This window comes from Myxococcus hansupus, from assembly GCF_000280925.3.
Lineage (GTDB): Bacteria > Myxococcota > Myxococcia > Myxococcales > Myxococcaceae > Myxococcus > Myxococcus hansupus.
In genome coordinates, this window is the sequence record NZ_CP012109.1 from 1,526,940 (window position 1) to 1,553,568 (window position 26,629).

The following is a 26,629-nucleotide window of genomic DNA, read 5'->3' on the forward strand; positions in this document are numbered from 1 at the left end:
GGCATGAAGAGCTCTTCTCCTCCTTCTCCGTCCACCGCCCTCGTGCGCTTCGACCCGGTGCTGCTGTGCGCGGTGCTGGGGCTCGTGAGCTTCGGGTTGGTGATGGTGTACTCCGCCAGCGCGGTGCTGGCGCAGGACAAGCTGGGCGACAGCCTGTACTTCCTCAAGCGCCAGCTCGTCGCCGCGGGCCTGGGCCTGGGCGCCATGGCCATGGCGATGAAGGTCGGCTGGCGCCGGCTGGCGCGCTGGGCCTACCCGCTGCTGCTGGCGGCCATCGTCCTGCTGGTGCTGGTGAACATCCCGGGCATCGGCAGCACGGCGGGTGGCGCGCGGCGGTGGATTCGCCTGCCGGGCTTCGGCCTGCAGCCCGCGGAGGTGGCGAAGTTCGCGTGGGTCGTCTACCTGTCCTACTCGCTGGCGAAGAAGCGGGAGAAGGTGGCGAAGTTCTCCGTCGGCTTCGTGCCGCACCTGGCCCTGTGCGGCATCCTGGTGTTGCTTTGCATGATGCAGCCGGACTTCGGCAGCAGCGTGCTGCTGGTGTTCATGCTCTTCGTGCTGCTGTTCGCGGCCGGCGCGAAGCTGAGCTACCTGGTGGGCATGGTGTTGCTGGCGCTGCCCCTGGCCTACGTGGCGATTGCGTCCAGCCCGTACCGCATGAAGCGCATCCTCGCGTTCATGGACCCGTGGGCCCACCGGCATGACGTGGGCTACCAGGTGGCCGAGTCACTGATGTCCATCGGCTCGGGCGGCGTGGCCGGGCTGGGGCTGGGCGACGGGCGGCAGAAGCTCTTCTTCCTCCCGGAGGCGCACACGGACTTCATCTTCTCCATCATCGCGGAGGAGACGGGGCTGATTGGCGTGGGCATCCTGGTGGTGCTGTACGGCGTGGTGCTGTGGCGCGGCGTCCGGGCCAGCCTGGCGGCGGGCGAGACGTTCGGCACGTACCTGGGCCTGGGCATCAGCTCCATCATCGCGTTCCAGGCGGCGGTCAACATGTGCGTGGCCATGGGGCTGCTCCCCACGAAGGGCCTGACGCTGCCTTTCGTGTCGTACGGAGGTTCATCGTTGGTGGTGCTGATGGGCGCGGCGGGAGTGTTGTTGTCGTTGAGCGCGAACACCCAGGGGGCCGCGAGGCCCAGCCGGGTGGGAACCGACATGCGGGAGGTGGCGGCATGATGAAGGTGCTCATCGCGGGTGGGGGCACGGGCGGACACCTCTTTCCGGGCATCGCCCTGGCGGAAGAGGTGGTGACGCGGCATCACCGCAACGAGGTCGTCTTCGTGGGCACCGAGCGCGGCATCGAGTCGCGCGTGGTGCCGAAGGAAGGCTATCCGCTGGAGCTGGTGAAGGTGCAGGGCCTCAAGGGCAAGGGCTTCCTGTCCCTGCTCAAGGCGCTCTTCGCGCTGCCGCTGGCCTTCTTCGAGTCCTTTCGCATCCTCGCGCGGCAGAAGCCGGACGTGGTGGTGGGCGTGGGCGGCTACGCCAGCGGGCCGGTGGTGCTGGCCGCGTGGCTGATGGGCATCCCCACCGCCATCCAGGAGCAGAACGCGCTGCCGGGCTTCACCAACAAGGTGCTGGGCAAGATTGTCCGCGTGGTGTTCATCGCCTTCGACGAGGCGCGCCCCTTCTTCCCGGAGAAGAAGGTCCAGCTCATCGGCAACCCCATTCGCCGCAAGCTGATGGACAACTACCTGCGCAGCCACGTGGCGCACGAGCGCTTCTCGGTGCTCGTCTTTGGCGGCAGCCTGGGCGCGCGGGGCATCAACCAGCGGATGACCGAGGCGCTGGACTCGCTGGGGGACCTGAAGGACAGCCTGCACTTCGTCCACCAGACGGGGAAGAACGACTTGGAGTCGGTGCGCAAGGGCTACGCCGACAAGGGTTTCCAGGCGGAGGTGGTGGAGTTCATCGACGACATGTCGAGCGCCTACGCCCGCGCGGACCTCGTCGTGTGTCGGGCCGGCGCGACGACGCTCGCGGAGCTGACCGTCTGCAAGAAGGCCAGCATCCTGATTCCCTTCCCCCACGCCACCGACGACCACCAGGCCGTCAACGCGCGGGCGCTGGTGGATGCGGGCGCGGCGCTGATGTTCCGCGAGTCGGAGCTCACCGGGGAGAAGCTGGCGCAGACGATTCGCGAGCTGAAGGGCCACCCCGAGCGCCTCAAGAGCATGGAGAAGAAGGCGGGCCTCCTGGGCCGCCCCGAGGCCGCCAAGGAGCTGGCGGACGTGTGCGTGGACCTGATGGTCCAGGCGTGGGGCCCCAACGGCCGCGAGCGCACCCCTGTCGAAGCCGAGAAGAAGGCCCCGAGGAGCCATTCGTGACGCGCAACAAGCCCCCCAGTCTCTTCAAGACGCGCCATGCGGCGCAGGTCCACTTCGTGGGGCTCGGCGGTATTGGCATGAGCGGCATCGCCGAGGTGCTGCTCAACCTCGGTTACCGGGTGTCCGGCTCCGACCTGCGTGAGAGCGACATCACCCGGCGCCTGGCGCGCATGGGGGCGACGTTCTTCGAGGGCCACCGCGCGCAGAACCTGGTGCAGGCGGACGTGGTGGTGATTTCCTCCGCGGTGCGCAAGGACAACCCGGAGGTCGTCGCCGCGCGCCAGCGGAAGATTCCCGTCATCCCCCGCGCGGAGATGCTCGCGGAGCTGATGCGGCTGAAGTACGCGGTGGCGGTGGCCGGCAGCCACGGCAAGACGACGACGACGTCCATGGTGGCCACCGTGCTGAGCGCGGCGGGCCTGGACCCGACGGCGGTGGTGGGCGGCAAGGTGAACGTGCTCGACTCCAACGCCAAGCTGGGCAAGAGCGAGCTGATGGTGGTGGAGGCCGACGAGAGCGACGGCAGCTTCCTGCACCTGCACCCGTCCATCGCCATCGTCACCAACATCGACCCGGAGCACATGGACCACTACGGCGACCTGGAGACGCTCCAGTCCGCCTTCGTGGAGTTCTGCAACCGGGTGCCCTTCTACGGCCTCAACGTGCTGTGCCTGGACAACCCCAACGTCCAGGCGCTGCTGCCGCGCATCGAGAAGCGCTTCGTCACCTACGGCAGCTCGCACATGGCGGACTACCGGCTGGAGAACATCCAGTTGGACGGCTTCACCACGCGCTTCCAGGCCTACCGCCGGGAAGAGGCGCTGGGCGAGTTCCGCGTGCGGATGGTGGGCGCGCACAACGCCTTCAACGCGCTGGCCGTCATCGCCGTGGCGGAGGAGATGGACATCCCGCTGGAGACGGTGCGCGAGTCGCTGGCCGAGTTCGGCGGCGTGCAGCGGCGCTTCACCGTGCGCGGCGAGGCGCAGGGCATCACCGTGGTGGACGACTACGCGCATCACCCCACGGAAGTGCTGGCCACGCTGGCCGGCGCGCGGCGGGCCTTCGGGCGCCGGGTGGTGGTGGCCTTCCAGCCGCACCGCTACACGCGCACGCATGACCTGATGAAGGAGTTCACCACCTCCTTCAATGACTCGGACGTGCTCTTCGTCACCAGCGTCTACGCGGCGGGGGAGGAGCGCATCGAGGGGGCCACGGGCGACGCGCTGGCGGACGCCATCCGCGCCCACGGCCACCGCGACGTCACCTTCGTGGAGAAGCGCACGGACCTGCCGGCGGCGCTGCTGCCGCGCCTGCGCGAGGGAGACCTGGTGCTGACGCTGGGCGCCGGGGACATCACCCACGTGGGGCCGGAGCTGCTCGAGCTGCTGCGCACCTCCCGCCTGGCGAAGGACTAGCCGCCATGGTGGAAGCAGGCGTGAAGACGGCGCTGGCCGCGCGCGTGGAGTCGCTGGGCGGCAGTGACGTGAAGGCCGGCGAGCCGCTGGCCCCGCTCACCAGCGTCCGGGCGGGAGGGGCCGCCGAGGTGCTGGTGCGCCCGCGCTCCCCCGACGCGCTGGTGGCGCTGCTCAAGCTGGCGCGCGAGGAGGGCCTCCCGGTGTCGGTGCTGGGCGGCGGCGCGAACACGCTGGTGGGGGACGGCGGGGTGCCCGGCCTGACGCTGAAGCTCCCCGGAGACCTCTTCCCGGAGGTGGCCGACGTGGGCGCCGAGGAAGGGCGGCTCACGCTGGGGGCGGGGGCGGCCATCGTCCGGCTCATCAACGTCATGCGCGCCCACGCGCTGGTGGGGGCGGAGTTCCTCGCCGGCATCCCCGGGACGCTGGGGGGCGCGGTGTCGATGAACGCCGGCACCAAGAATGGCGAGGCGTTCCGCGTCATCGAGGCGGTGGAGTTGGCCACCGCGGACGGGGTGGGGTGGCTGACGAAGGCGGAGATTCCGCACGCCTACCGGCACTCCGAGCTGCCGCCGGGGGGCGTCATCACCCGGGTGCGTTTCGCACTGCGCAAGGGGGACGTGGTGGCCTCCAAGGCGGTGATGGACGCGGACCTGGGTTACCGGAAACGGACACAACCGCTCAGCCAACCCAACTTCGGCAGCGTCTTCACCAACCCGCCGGGCGACCATGCCGGGCGGCTCATTGAACTGGCGGGCCTGAAAGGGTACTCGCTGGGACGCGCGCAGGTGTCCCCCCTGCACGCCAACTGGATTGTGAACCTGGGCGGTGCCACCGCCCGCGACGTGCTGGGGCTCGTCACCTTCATGCAAGTGCGGGTGCTCGAGCAGTCCGGCGTCGACATGAAACCCGAAGTCAAGCGCCTGGGAGACTTCTTGTGACTGCCAACCGCGGTGCCTTCACGAAGGACGAGCTCAAGCGGAAGCGTGTGGGCGTGCTCCTGGGAGGCATGTCCGCCGAGCGTGAGGTGTCCCTGCGCACCGGCGAGGCCGTGTCCGGGGCGCTGCGCTCGCTGGGCTACGACGTGGTGGACATCGACGTGGGCCGGGATTTGCCCGCGCGGCTGGCGGCGGAGAAGGTGGACGTGGCGTGGCTGGCCGTCCACGGCCGCTACGGCGAGGACGGCTGCCTCCAGGGGCTGCTGGAGTCGCTCTTCATTCCTTATACCGGCAGCGGCGTGCTCGCCTCCGCGCTGGGCATGGACAAGGTCTACGCCAAGCAGGTCTTCGTGGCGCACGGCATTCCGACGCCGGCGTACCGCGCGTTCCGCGACGCGGCGTCCGCGCTGGCGGCGGCGGACAGCCTGCCCTTCCCGTTTCCAGTGGTGGTGAAGCCCAGCCGCGAAGGCAGCAGCGTGGGCGTGCACATCTGCAAGACGCGGGACACCTACGAGGCCGCGGTGACGGACGCGGCGAAGTACGCGGGCACGCTGCTGGTGGAGCAGTTCGTCAAGGGACGCGAAGTGCAGGGTGGAGTCCTGGACGATGAGGCCCTGGGCGTCATCGAGGTCCGCGCCGCGCGCGAGTTCTACGACTACGACGCGAAGTACAAAGCGGGCACGGGCACGCAGTATCTCTTCCCCGCGCCCCTGCCTCCGGATCAGTATGCGCGGGTGAACGACGTGTGCCTGGCCGCGCATCAAGCCCTGGGGTGTAGCGGGGGCTCGCGCTCGGACGTCATCGTCACCGACGGAGGCGATGTGTTCCTGCTGGAAACCAACACGCTGCCGGGCATGACGGCCTCCAGCCTCCTGCCCAAGATTGCCGCCGGTCGCGGCATCGACTTCCCGGCCCTGTGTGAACGCCTGCTGCTGGGGGCGTGTCTCAAGACCTGAGCGTTCGTTTTCGGTCCGGCGCAACTTGGCGTCGGGCCTCCCCGAAAATTTACGAACCCCTTGTGCAGCGCATTGCGCTACAGCGACGTGGCTGTAGCCAAAAACTGGCGTGGCTCCCCAACCGCGCACAGCATGCGTCAACCGTTTTCTCCCCATGGCCTTCGGTAAATCCAAGAACCGCCGCCGTCAGGACGCCGCCCAGCAGAGCGAGGCGGTCCGGGGCGTGGTGCGCTCGAAGGCGCCGGGGGTCCTCAAGGTCCTGGGCCTGACGGCGATGACGGGCCTGCTGGTGTGGGGTGGGGTGGCGCTGCGGGAGTGGGCGCTGACGTCGCCCACTTTCGAGTTGGAGGCGGTGTCCTTCTCCGGGCTCCAGCGCGCCTCGCGGGTGGAGCTGCTGCGGCTGGCGGCGCTGACGAAGGGGCAGAACCTGTGGACGCTGGACGTGCCCGCGCTGGAGCGCGCCATGGACCAGCACCCCTGGCTGCGCACGGTGGAGGTGACGCGCCGGTTCCCCAACCGGGTGTCGGTGGAGGTGACGGAGCACACGCCGGTGGCCATGGCCGTCCTGGGGGAGCTGTACGTCCTGGACGACCAGGGCGAGCCCTTCAAGCGGGTGACGCCGGGCGACGGCCTGGACCTGCCCCTGGTGACGGGGCTGGACCGGGAAGGTTATGTGGCGGACCCGGCGGTGGCGCGGGAGCGCTTCCGGTCGGCGTTGGAGGTGGCGAGCGCGTATTCGCGGCTGTCACCCGACAAGACCGAGCAACTGTCGGAGGTTCGCCTGGAGGCGCAGAGCCTGACGCTGGTGGCGGCGTCCGGGCAGGAAGTGCGCCTGGGTGAAGGAGATTCAGAGGTCAAGCTGCAACGTCTGGCCCGTGTCCGGCGCGAACTGGGTGCGAGGGGGCTTGCAGCGGAGATCATTCACCTGGATAACCGTGCCCGGCCCGGCTGGGTGGCGGTGAAGATTTCGAGTCCCGTGTCCGAGAGGAACGGGACTTCGAAGCGGTAAGCGGACGCGCCCCTTTCACGAGAGTGGGGGGCCTGGGAGGGTTGTCATGGCGAAGCAGAAGTCGGGGGAGATCATCGTCGGCCTCGACATCGGCACGACGAAGATCTGCGCCATCGTCGGAGAGCTGACCGACAGCGGCATCGACATCATCGGTATCGGTACGCATCCGTCGAAGGGTCTGCGCAAGGGCGTGGTGGTGAACATCGAGGCGACCGTCTCTTCCATCCGCCGCGCGGTGGAGGAAGCGGAGCTCATGGCGGGGGCGGAAATCTCCCACGTCTACACGGGCATCGCCGGAGGCCACATCAAGGGCTTCAATTCCCAGGGCATCGTCGCCGTCAAGGACAAGGAAGTCCGCGAGGCCGACATCGCGCGCGTCATCGACGCGGCGAAGGCCGTGGCGATTCCGCTCGACCGGGAAGTGATTCACGTCCTCCCGCAGGAATTCATCATCGACGACCAGGGCGGCATCAAGGAGCCCCTGGGCATGGCCGGCGTCCGTCTGGAGGCCAAGGTCCATATCGTCACCGGCGCGGTGTCCAGCGCGCAGAACATCGTCAAGTGCGCCAACCGCACCGGGCTCAACGTCTCCGACATCGTCCTCCAGCCGCTGGCCAGCGCGGAGGCGGTGCTGGGTGAGGATGAGAAGGAGCTGGGCGTGTGCCTCGTCGACATCGGCGGCGGCACCACGGACATCGCCATCTTCTCCGGCGGCTCCATCGTCCACACGGCGGTGATTGCGCTGGGCGGCAACAACCTCACCAGCGACATCGCCATTGGCCTGCGCACCCCCGCGCACGAGGCCGAGCGCATCAAGCAGAAGTACGGCTGCGCGCTGTCGTCGCTCATCAACAAGGACGACACCATTGAAGTGCCCAGCGTCGGGGGGCGTCAGCCCCGCGTGCTCGGGCGGCAGATTCTCTGCGAAATCCTGGAGCCGCGCGTGGAGGAGATCTTCCAGCTCGTGCACCGCGAAATCCAGAAGTGCGGCTACGAGGACCTGCTGGCCTCGGGCGTGGTGATTACGGGTGGCTCCACGCTGCTCGCCGGCATGCCGGAGCTGGCCGAGGAAGTCCTGGGCCTGCCGGTGCGCCGTGGCATGCCGCGCGGCATCGGCGGTCTGGTGGATGTGGTGAAGAGCCCCATGTACGCCACCGGCGTGGGCCTGGTCGTCTACGGCGCCCGCCACCTGGACCGGCGCATGTTCCGCATCCGAGAGGAGAACGTGTACAAGAAGGTGAAGGGCCGCATGCGGGAGTGGCTCGAGGAAATCTTCTGACGCACCGGGCCGAGCGCCCACCGCGTCGCCGAAGGGCTCTCCGAAAGGGGGGCCCTTTTTTGTTGGCCGTGGGCCACACCCTGCGTCCCGATTGACGCGTCAGCGTCCGGATTTGACGCGTCAGCCGACCTGGTGGGTTGCCCTCCGGCGTGCCCGAATCGGTCCAGTTTCCGGAATCTGGATCCGTGGTTCGGATGGGGCCCGGAGAACCCAGGGAGCGGGGCGCTGAAATCCTCGGAATGTCGACGGTCGTAGAGTGGACAGACGATGGCTCCCGGATTGCTATGTGCGGCATTTGCCGCTGGGCCCACTCCCCCCAACGACCCACGTTTATGAATCAAGAGACCAATCAAGTCCCTCTCGCTAGTCGGGTTTTCCGAGGACGCATCCGGCCCGCCATCGCACCTCTGGTGCTGTTGTGCGTGGCGCTGCTCGGCCCGGTCGCGATGGGCGCCGCGGACACCTTCGGGCTGGGGAACGGAACCAGCGGCGCGTTGACGGTGAACGGGGCCAACCCCCCATCAACGTCTACACGCGCGTGACGGCGGCGGCGCCCGCCGGGCAGAACTTCGTGACGGTGGCCTCGTCCACGGGCTTTTCGGTGGGCAGTCTGGTGATGGTGCACCAGACGACGGGCCTGGGGACGGTTCCGGCGTCGGGCAGTCAGACGCCCATCACCCTGACGGGAAACACGGTGGGCCGTTGGGAGTTCGCGCGGGTTTCGGCCCTCACGGCGACGCGGCTCACCTTCTCGCAGCCGCTCACGGGGGCCTACACGGCCACGGGCACGCAGGCGATCCGGGTGCCCGAGTACTCCACGGTGACGGTGAATGCAGGGGGAAGCCTCGTGGCGCAGCCGTGGAACGGCACCACGGGCGGCGTGCTCGCCTTCCTGTCGCAAGGCGCGGTGACCAACGCGGGCGCCATCCACGCGGATGGTCGCGGGTTCCGGGGTGGCTTCGCGTGGAACGGTGGCGGAGATGGCTGCGAAGGCATGGACGACGCGTGGGGACCTGATGATCAGTACCTGAACGGGACGTCGAAGGGCGAGGGCCTGGTCCCCAACCGGTTTGGAGGAGATGCGCTCCCTCCTGATGGTCCGACGGGCCTGACGACGGGCCGGGGCAATATCGCCAACGCGGGTGGCGGTGGCGTCTGCCACAACTCGGGTGGCGGTGGCGGGAGCAATGCGGGTGCCGGCGGCATGGGTGGGCGGACGTGGGTCGGTGAGGAGGGCGGCGCATTCTCTCGGCCCGTGGGCGGGCTCGGCGGCGCCCAGTTGACCTTCGATGCGGTGTCCTATGCGTTGTTCGGCGGTGGTGGTGGCGCGGGCCATGGCAACGACGGCGCGGCCGGTGGGGGCAGCGCGGGTGGCGGTGTCGTGTTCATCCGCGCGAGTTCGCTCACCGGAGCCGGTCGTGTGACGGCGGACGGCCTGGCGGGAGTCAACGCCCAGGGGATTGGCAATGACGCCGCGGGCGGCGCTGGTGCTGGAGGTACCGTCTACCTGCGCGTCACCGGCGCCCTGACGTGCTCTGCCAATACTGTGAGGGCACGTGGTGGCGCCGGTGGCGGCACGACGTATGACCAGCACGGAACGGGCGGTGGTGGTGGTGGTGGCCGGATGCTGTTGCAGTCCGCGTCCGGAACCTGCACCCCTGTCGTGACTGGTGGTGCCGCGGGTACGCAGCCGACGGCCAGCGCTCCGGACGGGCTTACGTACGGCGCCGCCCCGGGCAACGTGGGTGTCGTCACCGTTCTTCCCGGCGCCTTCCCCATGAATCTGGCTGCGCCCGTGGTCGTGATGCCGGCCAACGGCTCCACCACGGGGCCGCGTCCGGCCATCTCGGGCACGGCTCCGGCGAACTCCACGGTGGTCATCTTCGTGGATGGTGTGGAAGTGGCTCGGGTGCCCGCGGATGCTTCGGGCAACTTCACCTACACGCCGACCACGGACCTGGTGACGGGCGCGCACACCGTGAACGCCTACGCCACGCTCCAGGGCGTGGTCTCCGCGACCAGCAACACGAACACGTTCACCGTCGCGTCGGACACGACGCCGCCGGACACGACGATTGTGACGGGTCCGCCGCCGGTGTCGGGCTCCACGAGCGCGACGTTCTCCTTCAGCTCGAACGAGAGCCCGGTGACGTATGAGTGCAGCCTGGATGGTGGCCCGTTCGTCGCGTGCTCGAACCCGCGGACGTACACGGGGCTGGGCCAGGGCAGTCACACGTTGGCGGTGCGTGCGCGGGATGCGGCGGGCAACGTGGACCCGACGCCCGCGACCTACGCCTGGACGGTGGACACCACGCCGCCGGACACGACGATTGTCAGTGGCCCCACGGGCACGACGACGTCTCGCAGTGCGACGTTCGACTTCACCTCGAACGAGAGCCCGGTGACGTATCAGTGCTCGCTGGACGGCGCGGCGTACGTGTCGTGCTCGGACCCGGTGACGTTCACGGGCCTGGCGGATGGCTCGCACACGTTGCTGGTGCGCGCGGTGGATGCGGCGGGCAACGTGGACCCGACGCCGGCGTCGCGCACGTGGATGGTGGACGCGACGCCGCCGGACACGACAATTGTCAGCGGTCCTCCGGCGGCGACGAACTCGACGAGCGCGACGTTCGACTTCAGCTCGAACGAGAGCCCGGTGACGTATGAGTGCAGCCTGGACGGTGGGCCGTATGTGGCGTGCACGGACCCGGTGACCTTCACGGGCATCGGGCCGGGTAATCACACCTTGTCGGTGCGTGCGGTGGACGCGGCCGGCAACGTGGACCCCACGCCCGCGACGTACGCCTGGACGGTGGACACCACGCCGCCGGACACGACGATTGTCAGCGGCCCGTCGGGCACGACGACGACTCGCGACGCGACGTTCGACTTCAGCTCGAACGAGAGCCCGGTGACCTACCAGTGCTCGCTGGACGGCGCGGCGTATGTGGCGTGCACGGACCCGGTGACCTTCACGGGCCTGGCGGACGGTTCGCACACGCTGCTGGTGCGCGCGGTGGATGCGGCGGGCAACGTGGACCCGACGCCCGCGTCGCGCACGTGGACGGTGGACGCCACGCCGCCAGACACGACGATTGTCAGCGGTCCCCCGGCGGCGACGAACTCAACCACGGCCACGTTCGACTTCAGCTCGAACGAGAGCCCGGTGACGTACCAGTGCTCGCTGGACGGTGCGCCGTTCGTGACGTGCACGGACCCGCAGTCGTACACGGGCTTGAGCGAAGGCAGTCACACGCTGACGGTGCGCGCGGTGGACGGCGCGGGCAACGTGGACCCGACGCCCGCGACGCACACCTGGACGGTGGACACCACGCCGCCGGTGCTGCCGACCATCGACTCGCCCGCGGACCAGGAGGAGGTCGCGACCTCGACGCCGACGCTGACGGGCACGGGTGAGCCGGGCAGCGACATCTACCTGGAGGTGGATGGCACTCCCTACGGTCCCGTCCTCGTGGATGAGAACGGCAACTGGACCTTCACCGTGCCGGACGACCTCGACGAGGGCCCGCACACGGTGTCCATCATCAGCGTGGACCCGGCGGGCAACTCCGCGGGCCCGGTGACGAGCACGTTCATCGTGGACCTGACCGCGCCCGACACGTTCATCGAGTCCGGCCCGGCGCTGCTGACGAACGCGACGTCCGCGACGTTCGAGTTCCGTTCGGAGGGCGGCGGGGTGGCCTACGAGTGCAGCCTGGACGGGAACAGCTTCGCTCCCTGCTCCAACCCGGTGACGTTCACGGGCCTGGTGGACGGGGCGCACATGCTCATGGTTCGCGCGGTGGACGCGGCGGGCAATGTGGACCCGACGCCCGCCGAGTACACCTGGACGGTGGACACGGCCCCGCCCGATACGCTCGTCGTGAGCGGCCCGGCGACGCCGACCTCGCAGAGCACGGCGAGCTTCGAGTTCGAGTCCTCCGAGCCGGGCTCCACCTATGAGTGCAGCCTGGACGGCGCGGCCTATGTGCCCTGCGCGGAAGTGGTGACCTTCGAGGGCTTCGCGGAAGGGGACCACACGTTGCTGGTGCGCGCGGTGGACGCTGCGGGCAACGCGGACCCGACGCCCGCCGAGTACACCTGGACGGTGGACCTCACGCCGCCCGCGGCGCCGCTCATCACCTCGCCCGCGAACGGCGCGGTGCTGGACAGCGGCGTGGTGACCATCACCGGCACGGCGGATGGCGCTGACTCCGTGATGGTGACGGTGGGGGGCACGGAGTATGGCCCCATCCCGGTCGACGCCAACGGCAACTGGACCTTCTCGCCGCCGGTGACGCTGGCGGATGGGCCCTACGCCGTTGTCGTGACGGCGACGGATGAGGCGGGGAACACCAGCGCGCCGGCGAACTCCACCTTCATCGTGGACACCACGGCGCCGGATACCGCCATCGACAGTGGCCCGGCGGCGCTGACGAACGTCGCCACGGCGGACTTCGTCTTCTCCTCCAACGAGTCTCCGGTGACGTACGAGTGCTCGCTGGACGGTGCGCCCTTCGTGGCGTGCCCGGCGCAGGCGCAGTTCGGCCCGCTGGCGGATGGCTCGCACACGCTGCTGGTGCGCGCGGTGGACGCGGCGGGCAACGTGGACCCGACGCCCGCCGAGCACACGTGGACGGTGGACACCGCGGCGCCCGTGGTGGTCATCACCACGCCGGCCAACGGCGCGGTGCTCGACGTGGCGGTGGTGACGTACTCCGGTACCGCCGAGCCGAACAGCACCGTGACGGTGGTGGTGGACGGCGTGACGGTGGGGACGACGCAGGCGGATGGCGCCGGCAACTGGACGCTCCCCGTGGGCGACACCCTGTCGGAGGGCAGCCACACGGTGTCCGTCACGGCGGTGGACGAGGCGGGCAACACCAGCTCGACGGTGACGCACACCTTCACCGTGGACGCGGAGCCGCCGCAGACCACCCTCACCGTGACGCCGCCGGCGCTCTCCAACAGCGACTCGGCGACGTTCGAGTTCGATTCGGATGAGTCCCCGGTGACGTACGAGTGCAGCCTGGACGGCGCGGCCTTCACGCCGTGCTCGAACCCGGCCACCTTCACGGGGCTCGACGACGGCGAGCACACGCTGCAGGTGCGCGCGGTGGATGCCGACGGCAACGTGGACCCGACGCCGGCGACGTACACCTGGACCGTGGACACCACGGCGCCGAACACCCTCATCATTTCCGGTCCGCCGCTGTCGGAGGCGCCGTCCACGGCGACGTTCGACTTCGACTCGGACGAGTCTCCGGTGACGTACGAGTGCAGCCTGGACGGCGCGGCCTATGTGGCGTGCACGGACCCGGTGACGTTCACCGGCCTGGCGGAAGGCAACCACACCCTGTCGGTGCGCGCGGTGGACGCGGCGGGCAACGTGGACGCCACGCCGGCCACGTATAGCTGGACGGTGGCGGTGGACTCGGACGGCGACGGCCTGTCGGACGCCGAGGAGATCGCGCTGGGCACCGACCCGAACAACCCCGACACGGACGGTGACGGCTTGCCGGACGGCATCGAGGTGAACGTCGCTGGCACGGACCCGCTCGACGACGACACGGACGACGACGGCATCCTGGACGGCAACGAGGACGCCAACCACAACGGCATCGTCGACCAGGGTGAGACGGACCCGAAGCTCTGGGACACCGACGGTGACCTGCTCTCCGACGGTCTGGAAATCGGTCTCACCGCGCCCCAGGGCACCGGCACCGACATGACGCGCTTCGTGGCGGACGCGGACCCGACGACGACGACGGACCCGCTCAACCCGGACACGGACAACGGCAGCGTGTGGGACGGCATCGAGGACGCCAACCGCAACGGCCGCGTGGACCCGGGCGAGACGGATCCGCTCAACCCCGCGGATGACGTCGACAGCGACGGTGACGGCATCGACGACGCGACGGAAATCGCGCTGGGCCTGGACCCGAACGACGCGGACACGGACGACGACGGCATCCCCGACGGCCTCGACGGCATCACCGACACGGATGGTGACGGCCTCATCGACGCGTTGGACCCCGACAGCGACAACGACGGCATCCTGGACGGCACCGAGGCGGGCATCACGTTGGAGACCGCGCACGCGGACACCGACCGCACCTCGCCCAACTTCCGTCCGGACGCGGACCCGAGCACCACCACCGACCCGAAGAACCCGGACACGGATGGTGACGGGCTGCGTGACGGCGAGGAGGACGTGAACCGCGACGGCCGCGTCGACGCCACGGAGACGGACCCGAACAACCCGGACACGGACGCGGATGGCCTGACGGATGGCGTGGAAGTGAAGGGCGCCAACCCGACGGATCCGCTCAACCCGGACACGGACGGTGACGGCCTGCTCGACGGTGTCGAGGACGCCAACCGCAACGGTGCGTGGGACAACGGTGAGACGGACCCGAACAAGGCGGACACCGACAACGGCGGTGTGAACGACGGTGAGGAAGTCGCGGGCGGTACCAACCCGCTGGATGGCAACGACGACTTCATCATCTCCGGCCGGGGCTGCAGCACGAGCGGCGCGGGCACCTTCGCTCCGCTGGCGCTGCTGCTCCTCGGGCTGCCGCTGCTGGGCCGTTTCCGCCGCACGGCGGGGCGGGCCAGCGGGTTCTCCGCGGTGGCCGCGGCGGTGCTCGCGCTGGCGGGCATGATGGTGGCGGTGCCTGCCTCCGCGCAGGTGCCGTCGCTGTCCGCCTCGCAGTCCATCGACGTGCAGCAGTACAAGCCGGGCCCCAGCTCCAAGGACATCCTGGGCGTGCAGAGCGCCCAGGTGCATTCCCACCTGGGGTGGAACGTGGGCATGTCCGTGAACTACGCGGACAAGCCGCTCAACTTCATGGACCCGCGCTCGGGCCGGTACATCACGGCCCTGGTGCGGAGCCAGGTGGGCATCGACCTGATGGGCTCGGTGGGCCTCTTCGATCGCTTCGAACTCGGTGTGTTGCTGCCGGTGACGATTCAGCGCTCGCAGGCGGCGCCCATGGTGGACCCGTCCTTCGCGCAAGGCGTGGGCTCGGGCGGCATCGGTGACCTGCGGCTGGTGCCCAAGGCCCGGCTGCTGGAGGAGGGCTCTTTCTCCCTCGCGTTGACGGTGCCGGTGGTGCTGCCCACGGGCGGTGGCTCGGACTTCCTCGGCGGCTCCGGGCTGGGGGTGCAGCCGCGTGTCGTGGCCGAGTACGGCGAGCGGTTTCGCGTGGCCGCCAACGTGGGTGTGGACTTTCGCGAGAAGCAGCAGCTTCGCAACCTGAACATCGGCAACGCGGTGTCCTACGGCGTGGGCGCCGAGGTGCCCTTCTCCGTGCGCGAGGTGCCGCTGGCGCTCGCCGCCACGGTGGTGGGCGCGGTGGGCCTGGACCAGCAGAACACCGAGGAGCGCCCGCTGGAGCTGCTGGCGGCGCTGAAGTACCGCGCGCTGGGCGGCTTCTCCGCGCACGTGGGCGGTGGGCCGGGCCTCACGCGGGGCTATGGCACGCCGGGCTTCCGGCTGCTCGCGGGCTTCAGCTACAGCCCGGACCCGTCGCGTGAGCCGCCGCAGGCCGCGCCGGTGGACACGGATGGCGACGGCATCCTGGACATCGACGACCAGTGCCCGACGGAGCCCGAGGACAAGGACGGCTTCCAGGACGCGGACGGCTGCCCGGACCCGGACAACGACGGTGACGGCATCCCCGACACGGCGGACAAGTGCCCGAATGAGCCGGAGACGGTGAACGGCTTCGAGGACGAAGACGGCTGCCCGGACGTGGCGCCGCCTCCGCCGCCGGTGGACACGGATGGCGACGGCATCATGGACCCGGACGACCGCTGCCCCAACGAGCCCGAGGACATGGACGGCTTCCAGGACGAGGACGGCTGCCCGGACCTGGACAACGATCGGGACGGCATCCCCGACACCGAGGACAAGTGCCCCAACGAGCCGGAGACCATCAACGGCTTCCAGGACGAGGACGGCTGCCCGGACAAGGGCACCGTGAAGGTGCTCGTCGACGGCGAGCGCATCGTCATCCTGGAGAAGGTCTACTTCGCGACCGGCAAGGACGTCATCCTGGCCCGCTCGTTCCCGCTGCTGAAGCAGGTGGCCGCGGTGCTGCGCGCCAACCCGCAGGTGGAGCTGGTCCGCATCGAGGGCCACACGGACGACCAGGGCAACGACGCGAAGAACCTGGACCTGTCCCAGCGCCGCGCCAACAACGTGAAGGCCTTCCTGGTGAAGGAGCGCATCGCCGAGGGCCGTCTGGAGGCGGTGGGCTACGGCGAGACGAAGCCGGTGGACACCAACAAGACGGCGAAGGGCCGCGAGAACAACCGCCGCGTGGGGTTCACCATCCTCCGCGTGGCGAAGGTCGAAGTGGAGCGCGAGGCACGCTGACTCGCGCTGGCCTTGAATACCCGGTGAAACACACCGGTTGATTTCATCCGAGGGTGGCTCCGAAACAGTTTTCGGGGCCACCCTTCGTGTTTTCGGGCATGCTGGAGCCGACCCGGTACGCAGTCCCGGCAATCGCGAGTCAAGAGGCGAAGTTCGCCCGCCGCGCCGCACGCCTGCACGTCCCTGGGACTGCGTAAGTGCGCGTCAGGACTCGGACGCGCAGCATCCCGCTACAGGCTCGTAGCGGAATACTTGCCAAAGCGTGGGACTTGCTGATGATTGTGGAGGTTGGGAGCACGCGCGCTGCATCGCGCAACTCCAGGCGAGAGGACCACCATGGACCAGTTCGATCAGAACAAGCAGGCCGCCAAGATTCGGGTCGTCGGGGCGGGTGGGGCCGGCTGCAACGCGGTCAATACGATGATCCTGTCCAAGTTGGACCGGGTGGACTTCATCGCCGCCAACACCGATGTCCAGGCGCTCGCCGCGAGCAAGGCGCCCACCCGGCTTCAGCTCGGCCAGACGCTGACGAAGGGCCTGGGCGCGGGCGCCAACCCGGAGATGGGCCGCGAGGCCGCCCTGGAGTCGCGCGACCAGATTGCCGCGGTGCTCGAGGGCGCCGACATGGTGTTCGTCACCGCCGGCATGGGTGGCGGCACGGGCACGGGCGCCGCGCCCATCATCGCGGACATCGCCAAGAGCCTGGGTTGCCTCACCGTGGGCGTCGTCACCAAGCCCTTCCTCTTCGAGGGCAACAAGCGCCGCAAGCAGGCCGAGCAGGGCATCGTGGAGCTCAAGGCCGCGGTGGACACGCTCATCACCATTCCGAACCAGCGCCTGCTGTCGCTCTCCAACGAGCCCATGCCGCTGCTGGAGACGTTCAAGCGCGCGGACGAGGTGCTGCTGAACGCCGTGCAGGGCATCAGCGACCTCATCCAGTACCACGGCTACATCAACGTCGACTTCGCCGACGTGAAGACCATCATGAGCGACAAGGGCATCGCGCTCATGGGCACGGGCAACTCGTCGGGTGACAAGCGCGCGTTGATCGCCATGCAGCAGGCCATCGCCAGCCCGCTGCTGGAGGACGTCTCCATCGACGGCGCCACGGGCCTGCTCATCAACATCACCGGTGGCCGCGACATGACCCTGCAGGAGGTCAACGAGGCCCTCACGCTGGTCCACGACGCCGCCGACAGCGAGGCGGAAATCATCTTCGGCTCGCTCATCGACGAGAACATCGCGGACGAGGTGAAGATCACCATCATCGCCACGGGCTTCGTTCACCGCGACGCGCCCAAGGTCCGCACGGCGACGCCGGTGGTCCAGATGCCGCTGTCCCGTCCGGGCCCGTCCGTGCTGGCCAACGCGCGCGAGGAAGTCGCCAGCCTGGTGCCCGCGAAGAGCAGTGGCTCGCGCCCCATGCCCGTGGAGAGCCCCAAGTCCGTGAGCGCGCGCACCTCGGTGGTGAAGGACGCGCCGCTGCCGCTGGACGAGGATCAGTTCGACATCCCCACGTTCCTGCGCCGCCAGGGTCAGACGGAGCTGCCGTAGGGGAAGGGTCGTGCGGCGGGGCTCAGCGGCCGGGAAGCTGGGCCACGCTGGCTTCGTCGCGGCCGGACAAGGTGTCCGCGCGGTCGAAGAGGCCGTCCACTTCCGAATAGAGCGCGTCCACGCGCTCCGGGAGCCGGGCCGCGGGCAGCACACCGTCGCCGGAGACTTCCTCCAGGCGCGCCTGCGCCCGCTGCAGCAGTTGGAGCGCCTTCAGCAGGGCCAGGCCGCGGCGCGTGCCTTCCTGCGTGAAGAGCGTACCGCTCTGCGTCAGCGTCTCGAGCGTGGTGCGCACGAACCGCACGCGGTCCGCCTGCCGGCCACGGTACAGGTCCAGGCGCTTGGCACGGCGCGCGCGGTGCAAATCCACCACGCCGCCAGGGCTTGAAGAGGAGGGGGGCGTCACGGGGAACAAGGTACGACACGGCCTCGTAGACCCGCAAATTTACTGGACTGTAGGGACCTGTTGCACGTCCGTCCGCACCCTTGTCTTGGGAGGGAGCGAGGGTTAGGTTCGCCGCCCTTTCGCACCTACACCCCAAGGGTTTCGCCATGTTCCAGAAACTGCTCATCGCCAACCGGGGCGAGATTGCCCGCCGCATCGGCGTGGTGGCCCGGAGCATGGGGCTCAAAACAGTCGCCGTGTACTCGGACGCGGACGCCGAGCTGCCCTTCGTGAAGGAGGCGGACGAGGCGGTGCGCATTGGCCCCGCGCCGGCCAAGGACAGCTACCTGAACGTCGCCGCCATCCTGGAGGCCGCGAAGCAGACGGGGGCCCAGGCCATCCACCCCGGCTACGGCTTCCTGTCGGAGAACGGTGAGTTCGCCCAGGCGTGCCAGGACGCGGGGATTGTCTTCGTGGGTCCGCCGCCGGAGGCCATGGCGCGGATGAAGGACAAGAGCCAGGCCCGCAAGCTGGTGGCCGAGGCGGGCGTCCCGGTGGTGCCCGGCAGCGACGGCGTGGTGCCTGACGTGGCCAGCGCCCAGGCGGCGGCGGAGCGCATCGGCTTCCCGGTGCTCATCAAGGCGGCCAGCGGCGGCGGCGGCATTGGCATGGCGGTGGCCAACAACCCCGCGGAGCTGGAGAAGGCGTACCGCCAGTGCACGGACCGGGCGAAGGCCGCCTTCGGCAAGGAAGGCGTGTACGTGGAGCGCTACTTCCCGGCGCCGCGGCACATCGAGGTCCAGATTCTGGGTGACCACCACGGCCACCTCATCCACGGCCTGGAGCGCGAGTGCTCCATCCAGCGCCGCCACCAGAAGGTCGTCGAGGAGGCCCCCTCCGTGCTGTTCGCGGACGGGCGCAACCCGGAGCTGGCGCAGAAGCTGTTCAGCGCCGCCATCGCCGCGGCCAAGGCCTTTGGCTACGCCAACGCGGGCACGGTGGAGTTCCTGTACTCGGACGGGCAGGTGTACTTCATTGAGATGAACGCCCGTCTCCAGGTGGAGCATCCGGTGACGGAGCTCACCACGGGGCTGGACCTCATCGGCTGGCAGTTGCGCATCGCCGCGGGTGAGCGCCTCACCGTGAAGCAGGAGGACGTGAAGCGGCGCGGGGCGGCGCTGGAGTTCCGCATCTACGCCGAGGACCCGGTGAAGTTCTTCCCGTCCCCGGGGCCGCTGAAGGTGTTCCAGGCCCCCACGGGTGAGGGCGTCCGGCTGGACGCGGGCTACGGCGAGGGCAACACCGTCACGCCCAACTACGACCCGATGATCGCCAAGCTGATTGTCAGCGGTGAGACGCGGGCGCAGGCGATTGAGCGCTCCGTGGCGGCGCTGCAGTCCTTCCGCATCGAAGGCATCAAGACGAACATCCCGCTCCACCTGCGCATCGTGCAGGATGCGGCCTTCCATGCCGGCGAGCTGGACACGCACTTCCTGGAGCACCACGCCAAGCCGGCGTAGCGGGGCCTGGCTCCAGACCCAAACACCCCTGAGGAGGACGGATTCATGGCGGACGTAGCGGCGCACATCACCGGCACGGTGTGGAAGATCGAGGTCCAGGTGGGCCAGCAGGTCAACGCGGGCGACACGCTCGTCATCCTCGAGTCGATGAAGATGGAGATGCCCGTCGAGACGGAGGAGGGCGGGACGGTGAAGGAAATCCGGGTGAAGGAAGCCCAGTCCGTCAACGAGGGCGACGTCCTCGTGGTGCTCGGCTAGCAGTGGAGCCCGTCGTCGAGTCAGGGGCCACTCTGCGGGTCGAGGACCGCGACGACGGGGTCCGCGTGTTGACGCTGTCCAACCCGGCCCGGCGCAACGCGCTCGATGACGGGCTGCTGGCCCGGTTGGACGCCGCGCTGGAGCCGGCACCCCACGTGCGCGCCCTGCTGGTGCGGGGCGCGGGTGGGGCCTTCTGCTCCGGCTACGACTTGACGCACCTGGGGCCACCCGGCGCGGACGGGCGGCTGCCGGATGACCTGCTGGTGGAGTGCCTCCTGAAGCTGGAGTCCCACCCGGCGCCCAGCGTGGCCTTGGTGGAGGGCGCGGCGGTGGGCGCGGGCTTCGACCTGGCGGCCTCCTGCGACTTCCGCATCGGCACACCCAACGCCGTCTTCCTCATGCCGCCCGCGCGGCTGGGCATCGTGTACTCGCCCGAGGGACTGGCGCGGGCCGCGCGGCTGGTGGGCGTGGCCCGGGCGAAGCAGCTCTTCCTCGCGGCGCGGAAGCTGAGCGCGCGGGAAGCCCTGGACTGGGGCCTGCTGGATGACTGCGTCGCGGACGCGGAGGCACGCGCCCTGGCGCTGTGCGCGACCCTGGCGAGTCATGCACCCCTGGCGGTGTCGGGGATGAAGGAGTCCTTCGGGCGGCTGGCGCGAGCGCCGCTGGAGGCGTCCGACCAGGCCCGGCTGCGCGACCTGCGCGCGGCGGCCTTCGGCAGCGAGGACGCGAAGGAGGGGCGGGCAGCCTTCCTCGAAAAGCGCCCGCCCCGCTTCTCCGGCCGCTAGTCAGGGCGGCCGGCGGGGTACCGCGACGGCGACATCAGGTATCGCCGAAGAGCTCGCCCATGCGCAGTTGCAGCGCCGAGGCAATCTTGTACAGCGACGAGATGGAGGCCGAGGACTCCGCGCGCTCGATCTGCGACAGCAGCGACACGGACAGGCCGGTGCGCCGCGCGAGCTGCTTGAGCGTGAGCTCCTGCGTCTTGCGCGCGTCGCGAATGGTGCGGCCAATGGCGCGGTGGAGGTCCGCCTCCGGGTCCTGCGACAAGCCCTTCTTCTGCAGGGCGTTGCGGACCGCGGTGATGAACTGCTCCGGCTCCATGGGCTTCTTGACGTAGTCGGACGCCTGGGCTTTGAGCGAGGCGACCGCCGTGTCCACCGTGGGATACGCGGTGGCGACGATGACGGCCACGTCGGTGTCGTACTTGCGAATCTGCTCCAGCACCTCCGTGCCCGACATCTGCGGCATCATCATGTCGAGGATGACGAGGTGAAAGTCGGAGCCCCGGAGGATTTCCACCGTCTGGGTGGGATCCGTCGTGGTCACCACCTCGTAGCCTTCACGGGTCAGGACCAGCTTGAGGTAGTCGCAGTTGTCCTGCTCATCATCAACTACCAGGATGCGAATCTGCACAGCGTCTCCTCGCTGCAGTTCAGGGACATGTGGCCGGAGGTCCCCAGGGGGGCGGGGGCGCCTCCGGCGGGCCACTACTTCTATTTCTGCTCGTAATCGTCGACGAGCTTCTTCACGCCGGCGTAGCGAGGGTGGTTGGGCGCCAGCTCCATGAAGCGCCGGTAGTGCTTCAAGCCCTGCTCCGTCTGCTGATTCCGTGCGAAGGCGACACCCAGGTAGAGGTGACACTCCGCGCGTTTGGCATCCAAGCCAAGGCAATGCTCGAGCCGCTCGATGGCCTGGCCGTAGCGCTTGTTGGTGAGGTGGTCCAGGCCTTCCTTTTCGGCCTTCGCGGCCTCGGAGACCGGCGCCGGCGGCTTCTCCACACCCGAGGTGGGGACGGCCGCCGCGGCCGCCTTCTTCTGGGCCTCGGTGACCTGCGCCTTCAGCGCCGCGTACTCCTTGGCGAACGCCTTGGTGGCCGCGCTCTCACGCAGGGCCTCGTCCGCCTCGGGCAGCTTGCCGGCCGTCAGCGCCACGCGCGCCTCGTCGAGCCGCTTCTTCATCAACTGCTCGGCGCGGGCCGCGTCCAGCCGCGTCTCGATGTCGCGAGGGCGCTGTCCGTTGGCGTCCTTGATGCCTTCCAGCGCGGTGACGGCCGCGTCGAAGTCGCGCGCGGCGATGGCCTTGTCCGCGACGGCGCGCTGCTCCTCGATGGAGGGGCCCCGCGGAGGCGGAGGCGTCTCGGGCGTCTTCGGCGGCGTCGCCGCGGCCTCGACCGTGTTGGCGGGGGCGGGTCGTCGGGAGTCGGTGCGTCCGGCTCGTCCGGAATCGGCGTGGGCGTCTCCGGCTGCTGCGCGATGGCGATCGGCGGCGTCGGCTGTTGGCCCTGCTGATTCATGAAATAGAAGGCCGCGCCTCCACCGCCCAGCAGCAGCGCGACGAAGCCCGCCACCAGCGGCAGCTTCGAACGGGAGCCACCCCCGCCGGCCACGTCATCCGCGGCGTCGCCGGCGCTCACGAAGCGCAGCTTCACGTGGCCCAGCTCGATGATGTCGCCCGTCGCGAGCGTGGCCTGCGCGTAGTTCTCGCCGTTGACGGTCATCCCGTTGGCGGACTGCATGTCGATGACACGCCACTCCCCGCCGTCCTCTCGGACGAGCTTGGCGTGGGTGCGCGACAGCGACCGATGATCCAACGTGATGTCGTTGTCGTCGGTGCGGCCGATCCGCAGCTCCGTGCGGATGCAGGCGAACTCCTGGCCCTTGAGCTCGTCCGGGGACAGCACGAGCAGCCGGGGGGCGTCGTCCGCGGAGACGTCCACCACCTTCCGGGGGCGCTCCGCTTCCACCTGATCCAACCGGATGATGGAGGTGGAGTGCCGGCGGGCGTCCGCGGCGCTGAGGGAGGGCGGCGTATGGTCGCTCTCCTCGGCGTCGTCGTCGGAGTCGTCCTCTTCCGGCGCGGGTTCAGCCCGGCGAGCGGGCACCTTGGTCGTGATGGGGCCTGCGGCGGCGTTGGCTGCGGCCTCGGCCTGGAGCGCCAGGTCGTAGTCGCCAATCTGAACCAGATCGCCCTCTTTGAGGGGCGACTGGCCCGCGATTCGCTCGCCGTTGATCCGGGTGCCGTTATAGCTCCCCAGGTCTTCCACCACGACGTGGCCATTGAGCCGTACCAATCGTGCGTGACGACGAGACACATTGCGTTCCGTCAGGCGGATGGTGTTTCCCTCCTGACGGCCAATGGTGATCTCGTCACGCACGAAGGGAACGACAGTCTTGCGCCCCTCGTCGTCTTCGATGATGAGCTTCAGCACGGGTCCGATCCGCGTACAGTCATAGCAGAACGCCCTTTCCCTGTACAAGCCATGTATCCCCCTCAAAAGACAGGACTTTCTCCCGAGGAGGAGGGGCAGACGGGCGTGTTGTCCATCGGTCAATCGGCCGGTGAAGTGCGACCCGGGGGGGTACCCTGGGTCACCCTGATCCTGGCCACCCTGCTGGGGGGCATCCATGCCGCGGCGCGTTCCATGGGACCGCTGGGGATGGACACCCTGCTGAGGTGGGGCGCGAAGGCGGGGCCCCTGGTCGTGGACGCGGGGCAGGGGTGGCGGCTCGTCACCGCCAACTTCCTCCACCGGGACCTGCTTCACCTGGGGCTCAACCTCCTGGTGTTGCTGGCGGCGGGCAGCGGCTTGGAGCGCCTCTGCCGGCGCCGGGACTATGTGGCGGTGCTGGCCGCGGCGGGGCTGGCGACCATGGCGGGCTCCCTGGGCTGGTCGGGCGCGGTGAGCGTCGGGGCCTCCGGCATGGTGTACGGCTGTGTGGGGGCCTTGCTGGTGCTGGGCCGCCGCCACCGGACCCGGCTGTCGTCGCGGTGGATGTCCGGGGAGGGGGCGCTGCCCACGGTGCTCGTCTTCCTCTGGATGGGGTGGACCTCGGTGGGCGTGGACAACGCGGGGCACCTCGGCGGGTTGCTCGCGGGGCTGCTGGCCGGCGTGTTCCTGGAGCTTCGCTGGGACGCCTCCTCGAGCTGGCGCCGGCCGGTGGGCCTGGTGGCGGCGGCGGTGGTGCTGGCGTTCGCCGTCGTGGTGGAGCGCTCGGGCTGGCGCACGGAGCGGGATGATGGCTTCGGCATCTCGGTGTCGCTGCCCCAGGACTGGCGGAGCGAGGAGAACGGGCAGGGGCGGCGGGCCTTCTCCAACGGCCTGCCCGGCCGTGGCCGCGCGACCTTCTCCGCGGAGGCCATCGAGACGGGGGAGCCCGGAGACGGTTCGGTGCAGGCGCGGCAGTTCCAGCACGAGGTGTTGGTGCTCGAGGCGCCGGGGCCCGAGGGCCGGACGCTCAAGGTGACGGGCCCCGTCTCGACGCGGGTGGCGGGACGGAGCGCGCAGCGGCTTCGCGCGGAGCTGGACGCGCCCGGTGGCGCCACGCACCTGATGGCCTTCTTCGTGCCTCGGGGCGAGTGGGTCTACCGGCTGGTGTTCACCTGGCCCGCGGCGTACCCCGCATATGAGGAGGTGGTGGGGCGCATGGTGGCGGAGCTGCGCTTCGACGAGCCCTCCGTCCTGCGCGAGGCGCGTGCCAGGGCCCTGTTGGTTCCCGGGGCGCCGGGACCCCTTCGCTCGCTGGGGGGCGTGCTGCGCCGGCTGGGTCTGCCCAGGGAGGCGGTGGGGCCGCTGACCGAGGCCGTGCGGCTGTCGCCAGCGCACGTGGAGACGCGGGTGGAGCTGGCGCGGGCGCTCCTCGAGGCCTCGCGCGTGGACGAGGGGTGTCACGCGGCGGCGGAGGCGCGGTTGTACGGACCTTCGGACACGGGGGCGCTGGAGGCGGGCGTGCGTTGCGAGCTGTCACGCGGTGACGTCGCCAGGGCCCTGATGCGTCTGGTGGAGGCGCGCAGGGTGGATCCTCAAGACGCCCGGCTGCGCGCGGCGGAGCTGGCGCTGCGGACCGTGCTGGAGACCGCCCCTCCCGCCGCGAAAATCGGGTCGGAAAATGTAGGCGAAACTCCTGAGAATCATCGCAGATAACCCCAATGTAGTCTTCAGGCACACGCCTAGGGGGGGACATCATGCTGAGAATCTTTGGGAACAAGTCGTCCTATTCGTCCATCAAGCCACCGGTGTCGGACTTCAAGCCCGGCCCGGTCCTGGTGGAGGTCGGAGACCGGACGACCAATGCGCTTCAGCTCGGAGCGACCATCGCGAAGGGCGTGGGGGGCAAGAACGCGCCTTCGGAGCAGGTGAAGACGCCGACGCCGGTGATGAGCACGGTGGGCAGCATGTCGGGCACCGCGAACAACGCCATCAACGTGCTGGACACCTTCGAGTCGGGCGCGCGCGCCATCAAGGGCGGGCTGACGGGCAACATGCCTTCGGCGATGCCCTCGACGGTCGTCGGGAAGACGGTGGGCAAGCTCGTGCCGGGGCTGAACGTGCTGGGGACGGTGTCCTCGCTGTCCAACACGAAGGACGTGTTCTCCAACCCCAACTCCACGACGGCGCAGAAGACGCACGCGGTCATCGACTCGGCGACGTCCGTGCTCGCCTCGGTGCCCATCCCCAAGGTGGCGCTGGCGGGGACCCTCCTGAACGTGGTGAACAGCGCCTTCACGCCGTCCTCGACGCCACCCTCGACGAACAACTGAGCCGGAGCCGGGCGCTCCTTGGGGGGAGCGCCCGGGCGCCGTGCTTCAGTCCTCGTCCTTGAGCAGGAAGTCGTTGTTGATGACCTTGAACGACAGCCTGCCGCCGAGCGTGGGCGAGGGCCGCTCGACGAGCGGCCTCACCACGATGCCTTCCTTCCGGTGCTTCGTGCCCGTGTAGTGGCCCTGCGCGAGCTTCAGGTAGTGCTCCAGGCCGTGGTCGAACGTCCGCGCGGCCTCACCGGTGACGACGTGCTCCACCGGGACGGTGCGCAGGCCGTGCTCCGCGCAGAACGCGATGAAGTCCGCGTGCCCGAGGAAGTGGCCTGTCCGCGTGTCGTGCACGCTGAACACGAACAAATCCAACGCGTCCAAGCCCAGCCGGTTCTTCTGGATGCCCGGGCCACACAGCTCGCCCTGCACGGCGAAGCCCGGCGGGAGCGCAGTGTCCAGCGCGTACCGCTCCGCCACGCGCCACACGGGGTTCGGCCCTCGCTTCAGGGCCCAGTTTCGCGAGCACGCCACCAACTCGCCTTCGAGCGTGCGGAAGAAGGTCCCGGACGTTCCGTCGAGCTTCGTCGTCACGAAGAAGTCGTGGCTTCGAAGCTCGTCCAGGACGCCGAGCGCCGACTGCAGCCGGATTTCATCCGTCTTCGGCACCTGACCCGGGAAGGGCCCGGCGACCTCGCGTGTGTCGGGCAGCGCCGGTTCGAACTTCACGACGCCCAGCGCGTCGCGCACGTCCGTCCCAAGCGGCGGAACCTCGCCGGGAAGAATGGATGTCGGCAGGGCGAGCCCCTGCGACAGCACGCCTCGCAGCCGCACCGTCTTCACGCGAAAGCCTCGGGGCCGGAGGAACTCGGCCCAGGGCCGGCCCTCTGGCAGCAGGCTGTCGATTTCGAAGAAGACACAGGCGTCACCTGGGGCGTATTCACCCTTCTTCACGACGACGTCCCAGCCCATGACCCGCGCCTTCAGGAGGGTGTCCGCTCCGGACACGGGCTCCAGGTGGTCAATGCGCTGAATCGAAACGAGCTTCCTCTCCATGCACCCTCCTTTCCACGGCGTCAGGCCGG

The 26,629-nt window shown here is 69.4% G+C and carries 19 protein-coding genes; 14 read left to right on the forward strand and 5 right to left on the reverse strand.

The window, feature by feature from the left end:
• Positions 1-3 precede the first annotated feature (3 nt).
• From ftsW to ftsZ, 9 genes are all read left to right on the forward strand, one after another.
• Positions 4-1,176, forward strand: coding sequence for a putative lipid II flippase FtsW (gene ftsW, locus A176_RS06375; RefSeq protein ID WP_002634380.1), 1,173 nt, complete (start codon positions 4-6; stop codon positions 1,174-1,176).
• Positions 1,173-2,324: an undecaprenyldiphospho-muramoylpentapeptide beta-N-acetylglucosaminyltransferase gene (gene murG / locus A176_RS06380; RefSeq protein ID WP_002634379.1), complete on the forward strand. Its 1,152-nt coding sequence runs from the start codon at positions 1,173-1,175 to the stop codon at positions 2,322-2,324. The genes ftsW and murG overlap by 4 nt, the downstream gene beginning before the upstream one ends.
• Positions 2,321-3,739 carry a UDP-N-acetylmuramate--L-alanine ligase gene (murC, locus tag A176_RS06385; RefSeq protein WP_002634378.1) on the forward strand — a complete coding sequence of 473 codons (1,419 nt, stop codon included), beginning with the start codon at positions 2,321-2,323 and terminating at the stop codon, positions 3,737-3,739. The genes murG and murC overlap by 4 nt, the downstream gene beginning before the upstream one ends.
• Before the next feature lie 5 nt (positions 3,740-3,744).
• Positions 3,745-4,677, forward strand: coding sequence for a UDP-N-acetylmuramate dehydrogenase (murB, locus tag A176_RS06390; protein ID WP_002634377.1), 933 nt, complete (start codon positions 3,745-3,747; stop codon positions 4,675-4,677).
• On the forward strand, positions 4,674-5,630 hold the full coding sequence (locus A176_RS06395; protein ID WP_002634376.1) for a D-alanine--D-alanine ligase: 957 nt from the start codon (positions 4,674-4,676) through the stop codon (positions 5,628-5,630). Before murB ends, A176_RS06395 begins: the two co-directional genes overlap by 4 nt.
• 154 nt (positions 5,631-5,784) lie before the next feature.
• On the forward strand, positions 5,785-6,639 hold the full coding sequence (locus tag A176_RS06400; RefSeq protein WP_002634375.1) for a cell division protein FtsQ/DivIB: 855 nt from the start codon (positions 5,785-5,787) through the stop codon (positions 6,637-6,639).
• A 46-nt stretch (positions 6,640-6,685) separates the two neighbouring features.
• Complete coding sequence (gene ftsA / locus A176_RS06405) at positions 6,686-7,918, forward strand: cell division protein FtsA (RefSeq protein ID WP_002634374.1); 1,233 nt, start codon at positions 6,686-6,688, stop codon at positions 7,916-7,918.
• 418 nt (positions 7,919-8,336) lie between these two features.
• Entirely contained in the window at positions 8,337-16,304 is a 7,968-nt protein-coding gene (gene agmC, locus A176_RS06410; protein WP_420811426.1) for an adventurous gliding motility protein AgmC, read from the forward strand.
• A gap of 336 nt (positions 16,305-16,640) precedes the next feature.
• Positions 16,641-17,858, forward strand: coding sequence for a cell division protein FtsZ (ftsZ, locus tag A176_RS06415; protein WP_002634372.1), 1,218 nt, complete (start codon positions 16,641-16,643; stop codon positions 17,856-17,858).
• 22 nt (positions 17,859-17,880) lie between these two features.
• Here ftsZ and A176_RS06420 read toward each other — a convergent pair whose 3' ends face one another.
• On the reverse strand, positions 17,881-18,270 hold the full coding sequence (locus A176_RS06420; RefSeq protein WP_002634371.1) for a hypothetical protein: 390 nt from the start codon (positions 18,268-18,270) through the stop codon (positions 17,881-17,883).
• A 137-nt stretch (positions 18,271-18,407) separates the two neighbouring features.
• Here A176_RS06420 and A176_RS06425 point away from each other — a divergent pair, with 137 nt between their 5' ends.
• From A176_RS06425 to A176_RS06435, 3 genes are read left to right on the forward strand one after another with little or no spacing between them, the layout of a single operon-like run.
• Positions 18,408-19,760 carry an acetyl-CoA carboxylase biotin carboxylase subunit gene (locus A176_RS06425; RefSeq protein WP_002634370.1) on the forward strand — a complete coding sequence of 451 codons (1,353 nt, stop codon included), beginning with the start codon at positions 18,408-18,410 and terminating at the stop codon, positions 19,758-19,760.
• Positions 19,761-19,805: 45 nt separating this feature from the next.
• On the forward strand, positions 19,806-20,018 hold the full coding sequence (locus A176_RS06430; protein WP_002634369.1) for a biotin/lipoyl-binding carrier protein: 213 nt from the start codon (positions 19,806-19,808) through the stop codon (positions 20,016-20,018).
• Positions 20,019-20,020: 2 nt separating this feature from the next.
• Positions 20,021-20,803, forward strand: coding sequence for an enoyl-CoA hydratase/isomerase family protein (locus A176_RS06435; RefSeq protein ID WP_002634368.1), 783 nt, complete (start codon positions 20,021-20,023; stop codon positions 20,801-20,803).
• A 34-nt stretch (positions 20,804-20,837) separates the two neighbouring features.
• On the opposite strand, the gene A176_RS06440 is transcribed toward A176_RS06435, so the two are convergent.
• From A176_RS06440 to A176_RS06445, 3 genes are all read right to left on the reverse strand, one after another.
• Positions 20,838-21,431: a response regulator gene (locus A176_RS06440; protein ID WP_002634367.1), complete on the reverse strand. Its 594-nt coding sequence runs from the start codon at positions 21,429-21,431 to the stop codon at positions 20,838-20,840.
• An 80-nt stretch (positions 21,432-21,511) separates the two neighbouring features.
• Positions 21,512-21,976 (reverse strand): tetratricopeptide repeat protein, encoded by a 465-nt coding sequence (locus A176_RS39670; protein ID WP_226994217.1) that lies wholly within the window; start codon positions 21,974-21,976, stop codon positions 21,512-21,514.
• Entirely contained in the window at positions 21,976-23,226 is a 1,251-nt protein-coding gene (locus A176_RS06445) for an FHA domain-containing protein (RefSeq protein WP_226994218.1), read from the reverse strand. Before A176_RS06445 ends, A176_RS39670 begins: the two co-directional genes overlap by 1 nt.
• A gap of 228 nt (positions 23,227-23,454) precedes the next feature.
• On the opposite strand from A176_RS06445, the gene A176_RS06450 reads away from it, so the two are divergent.
• Complete coding sequence (locus A176_RS06450) at positions 23,455-24,939, forward strand: rhomboid family intramembrane serine protease (RefSeq protein WP_021781089.1); 1,485 nt, start codon at positions 23,455-23,457, stop codon at positions 24,937-24,939.
• A gap of 41 nt (positions 24,940-24,980) precedes the next feature.
• Positions 24,981-25,556 (forward strand): hypothetical protein, encoded by a 576-nt coding sequence (locus tag A176_RS06455; protein WP_002634364.1) that lies wholly within the window; start codon positions 24,981-24,983, stop codon positions 25,554-25,556.
• A 45-nt stretch (positions 25,557-25,601) separates the two neighbouring features.
• On the opposite strand, the gene A176_RS06460 is transcribed toward A176_RS06455, so the two are convergent.
• Positions 25,602-26,600 carry an RNA ligase (ATP) gene (locus A176_RS06460; protein ID WP_002634363.1) on the reverse strand — a complete coding sequence of 333 codons (999 nt, stop codon included), beginning with the start codon at positions 26,598-26,600 and terminating at the stop codon, positions 25,602-25,604.
• Positions 26,601-26,629: the final 29 nt, after the last annotated feature.

Coding starts and splice junctions, on each gene's coding strand:
- ftsW (WP_002634380.1), top strand. CDS start 4: ATGAAGAGCTCTTCTCCTCCTTCTCCGTCCACCGCCCTCGTGCGCTTC.
- murG (WP_002634379.1), top strand. CDS start 1,173: ATGATGAAGGTGCTCATCGCGGGTGGGGGCACGGGCGGACACCTCTTT.
- murB (WP_002634377.1), top strand. CDS start 3,745: ATGGTGGAAGCAGGCGTGAAGACGGCGCTGGCCGCGCGCGTGGAGTCG.
- A176_RS06400 (WP_002634375.1), top strand. CDS start 5,785: ATGGCCTTCGGTAAATCCAAGAACCGCCGCCGTCAGGACGCCGCCCAG.
- ftsA (WP_002634374.1), top strand. CDS start 6,686: ATGGCGAAGCAGAAGTCGGGGGAGATCATCGTCGGCCTCGACATCGGC.
- ftsZ (WP_002634372.1), top strand. CDS start 16,641: ATGGACCAGTTCGATCAGAACAAGCAGGCCGCCAAGATTCGGGTCGTC.
- A176_RS06425 (WP_002634370.1), top strand. CDS start 18,408: ATGTTCCAGAAACTGCTCATCGCCAACCGGGGCGAGATTGCCCGCCGC.
- A176_RS06430 (WP_002634369.1), top strand. CDS start 19,806: ATGGCGGACGTAGCGGCGCACATCACCGGCACGGTGTGGAAGATCGAG.
- A176_RS39670 (WP_226994217.1), bottom strand. CDS start 21,976: ATGAAGAAGCGGCTCGACGAGGCGCGCGTGGCGCTGACGGCCGGCAAG.
- A176_RS06450 (WP_021781089.1), top strand. CDS start 23,455: ATGGACACCCTGCTGAGGTGGGGCGCGAAGGCGGGGCCCCTGGTCGTG.
- A176_RS06455 (WP_002634364.1), top strand. CDS start 24,981: ATGCTGAGAATCTTTGGGAACAAGTCGTCCTATTCGTCCATCAAGCCA.
- A176_RS06460 (WP_002634363.1), bottom strand. CDS start 26,600: ATGGAGAGGAAGCTCGTTTCGATTCAGCGCATTGACCACCTGGAGCCC.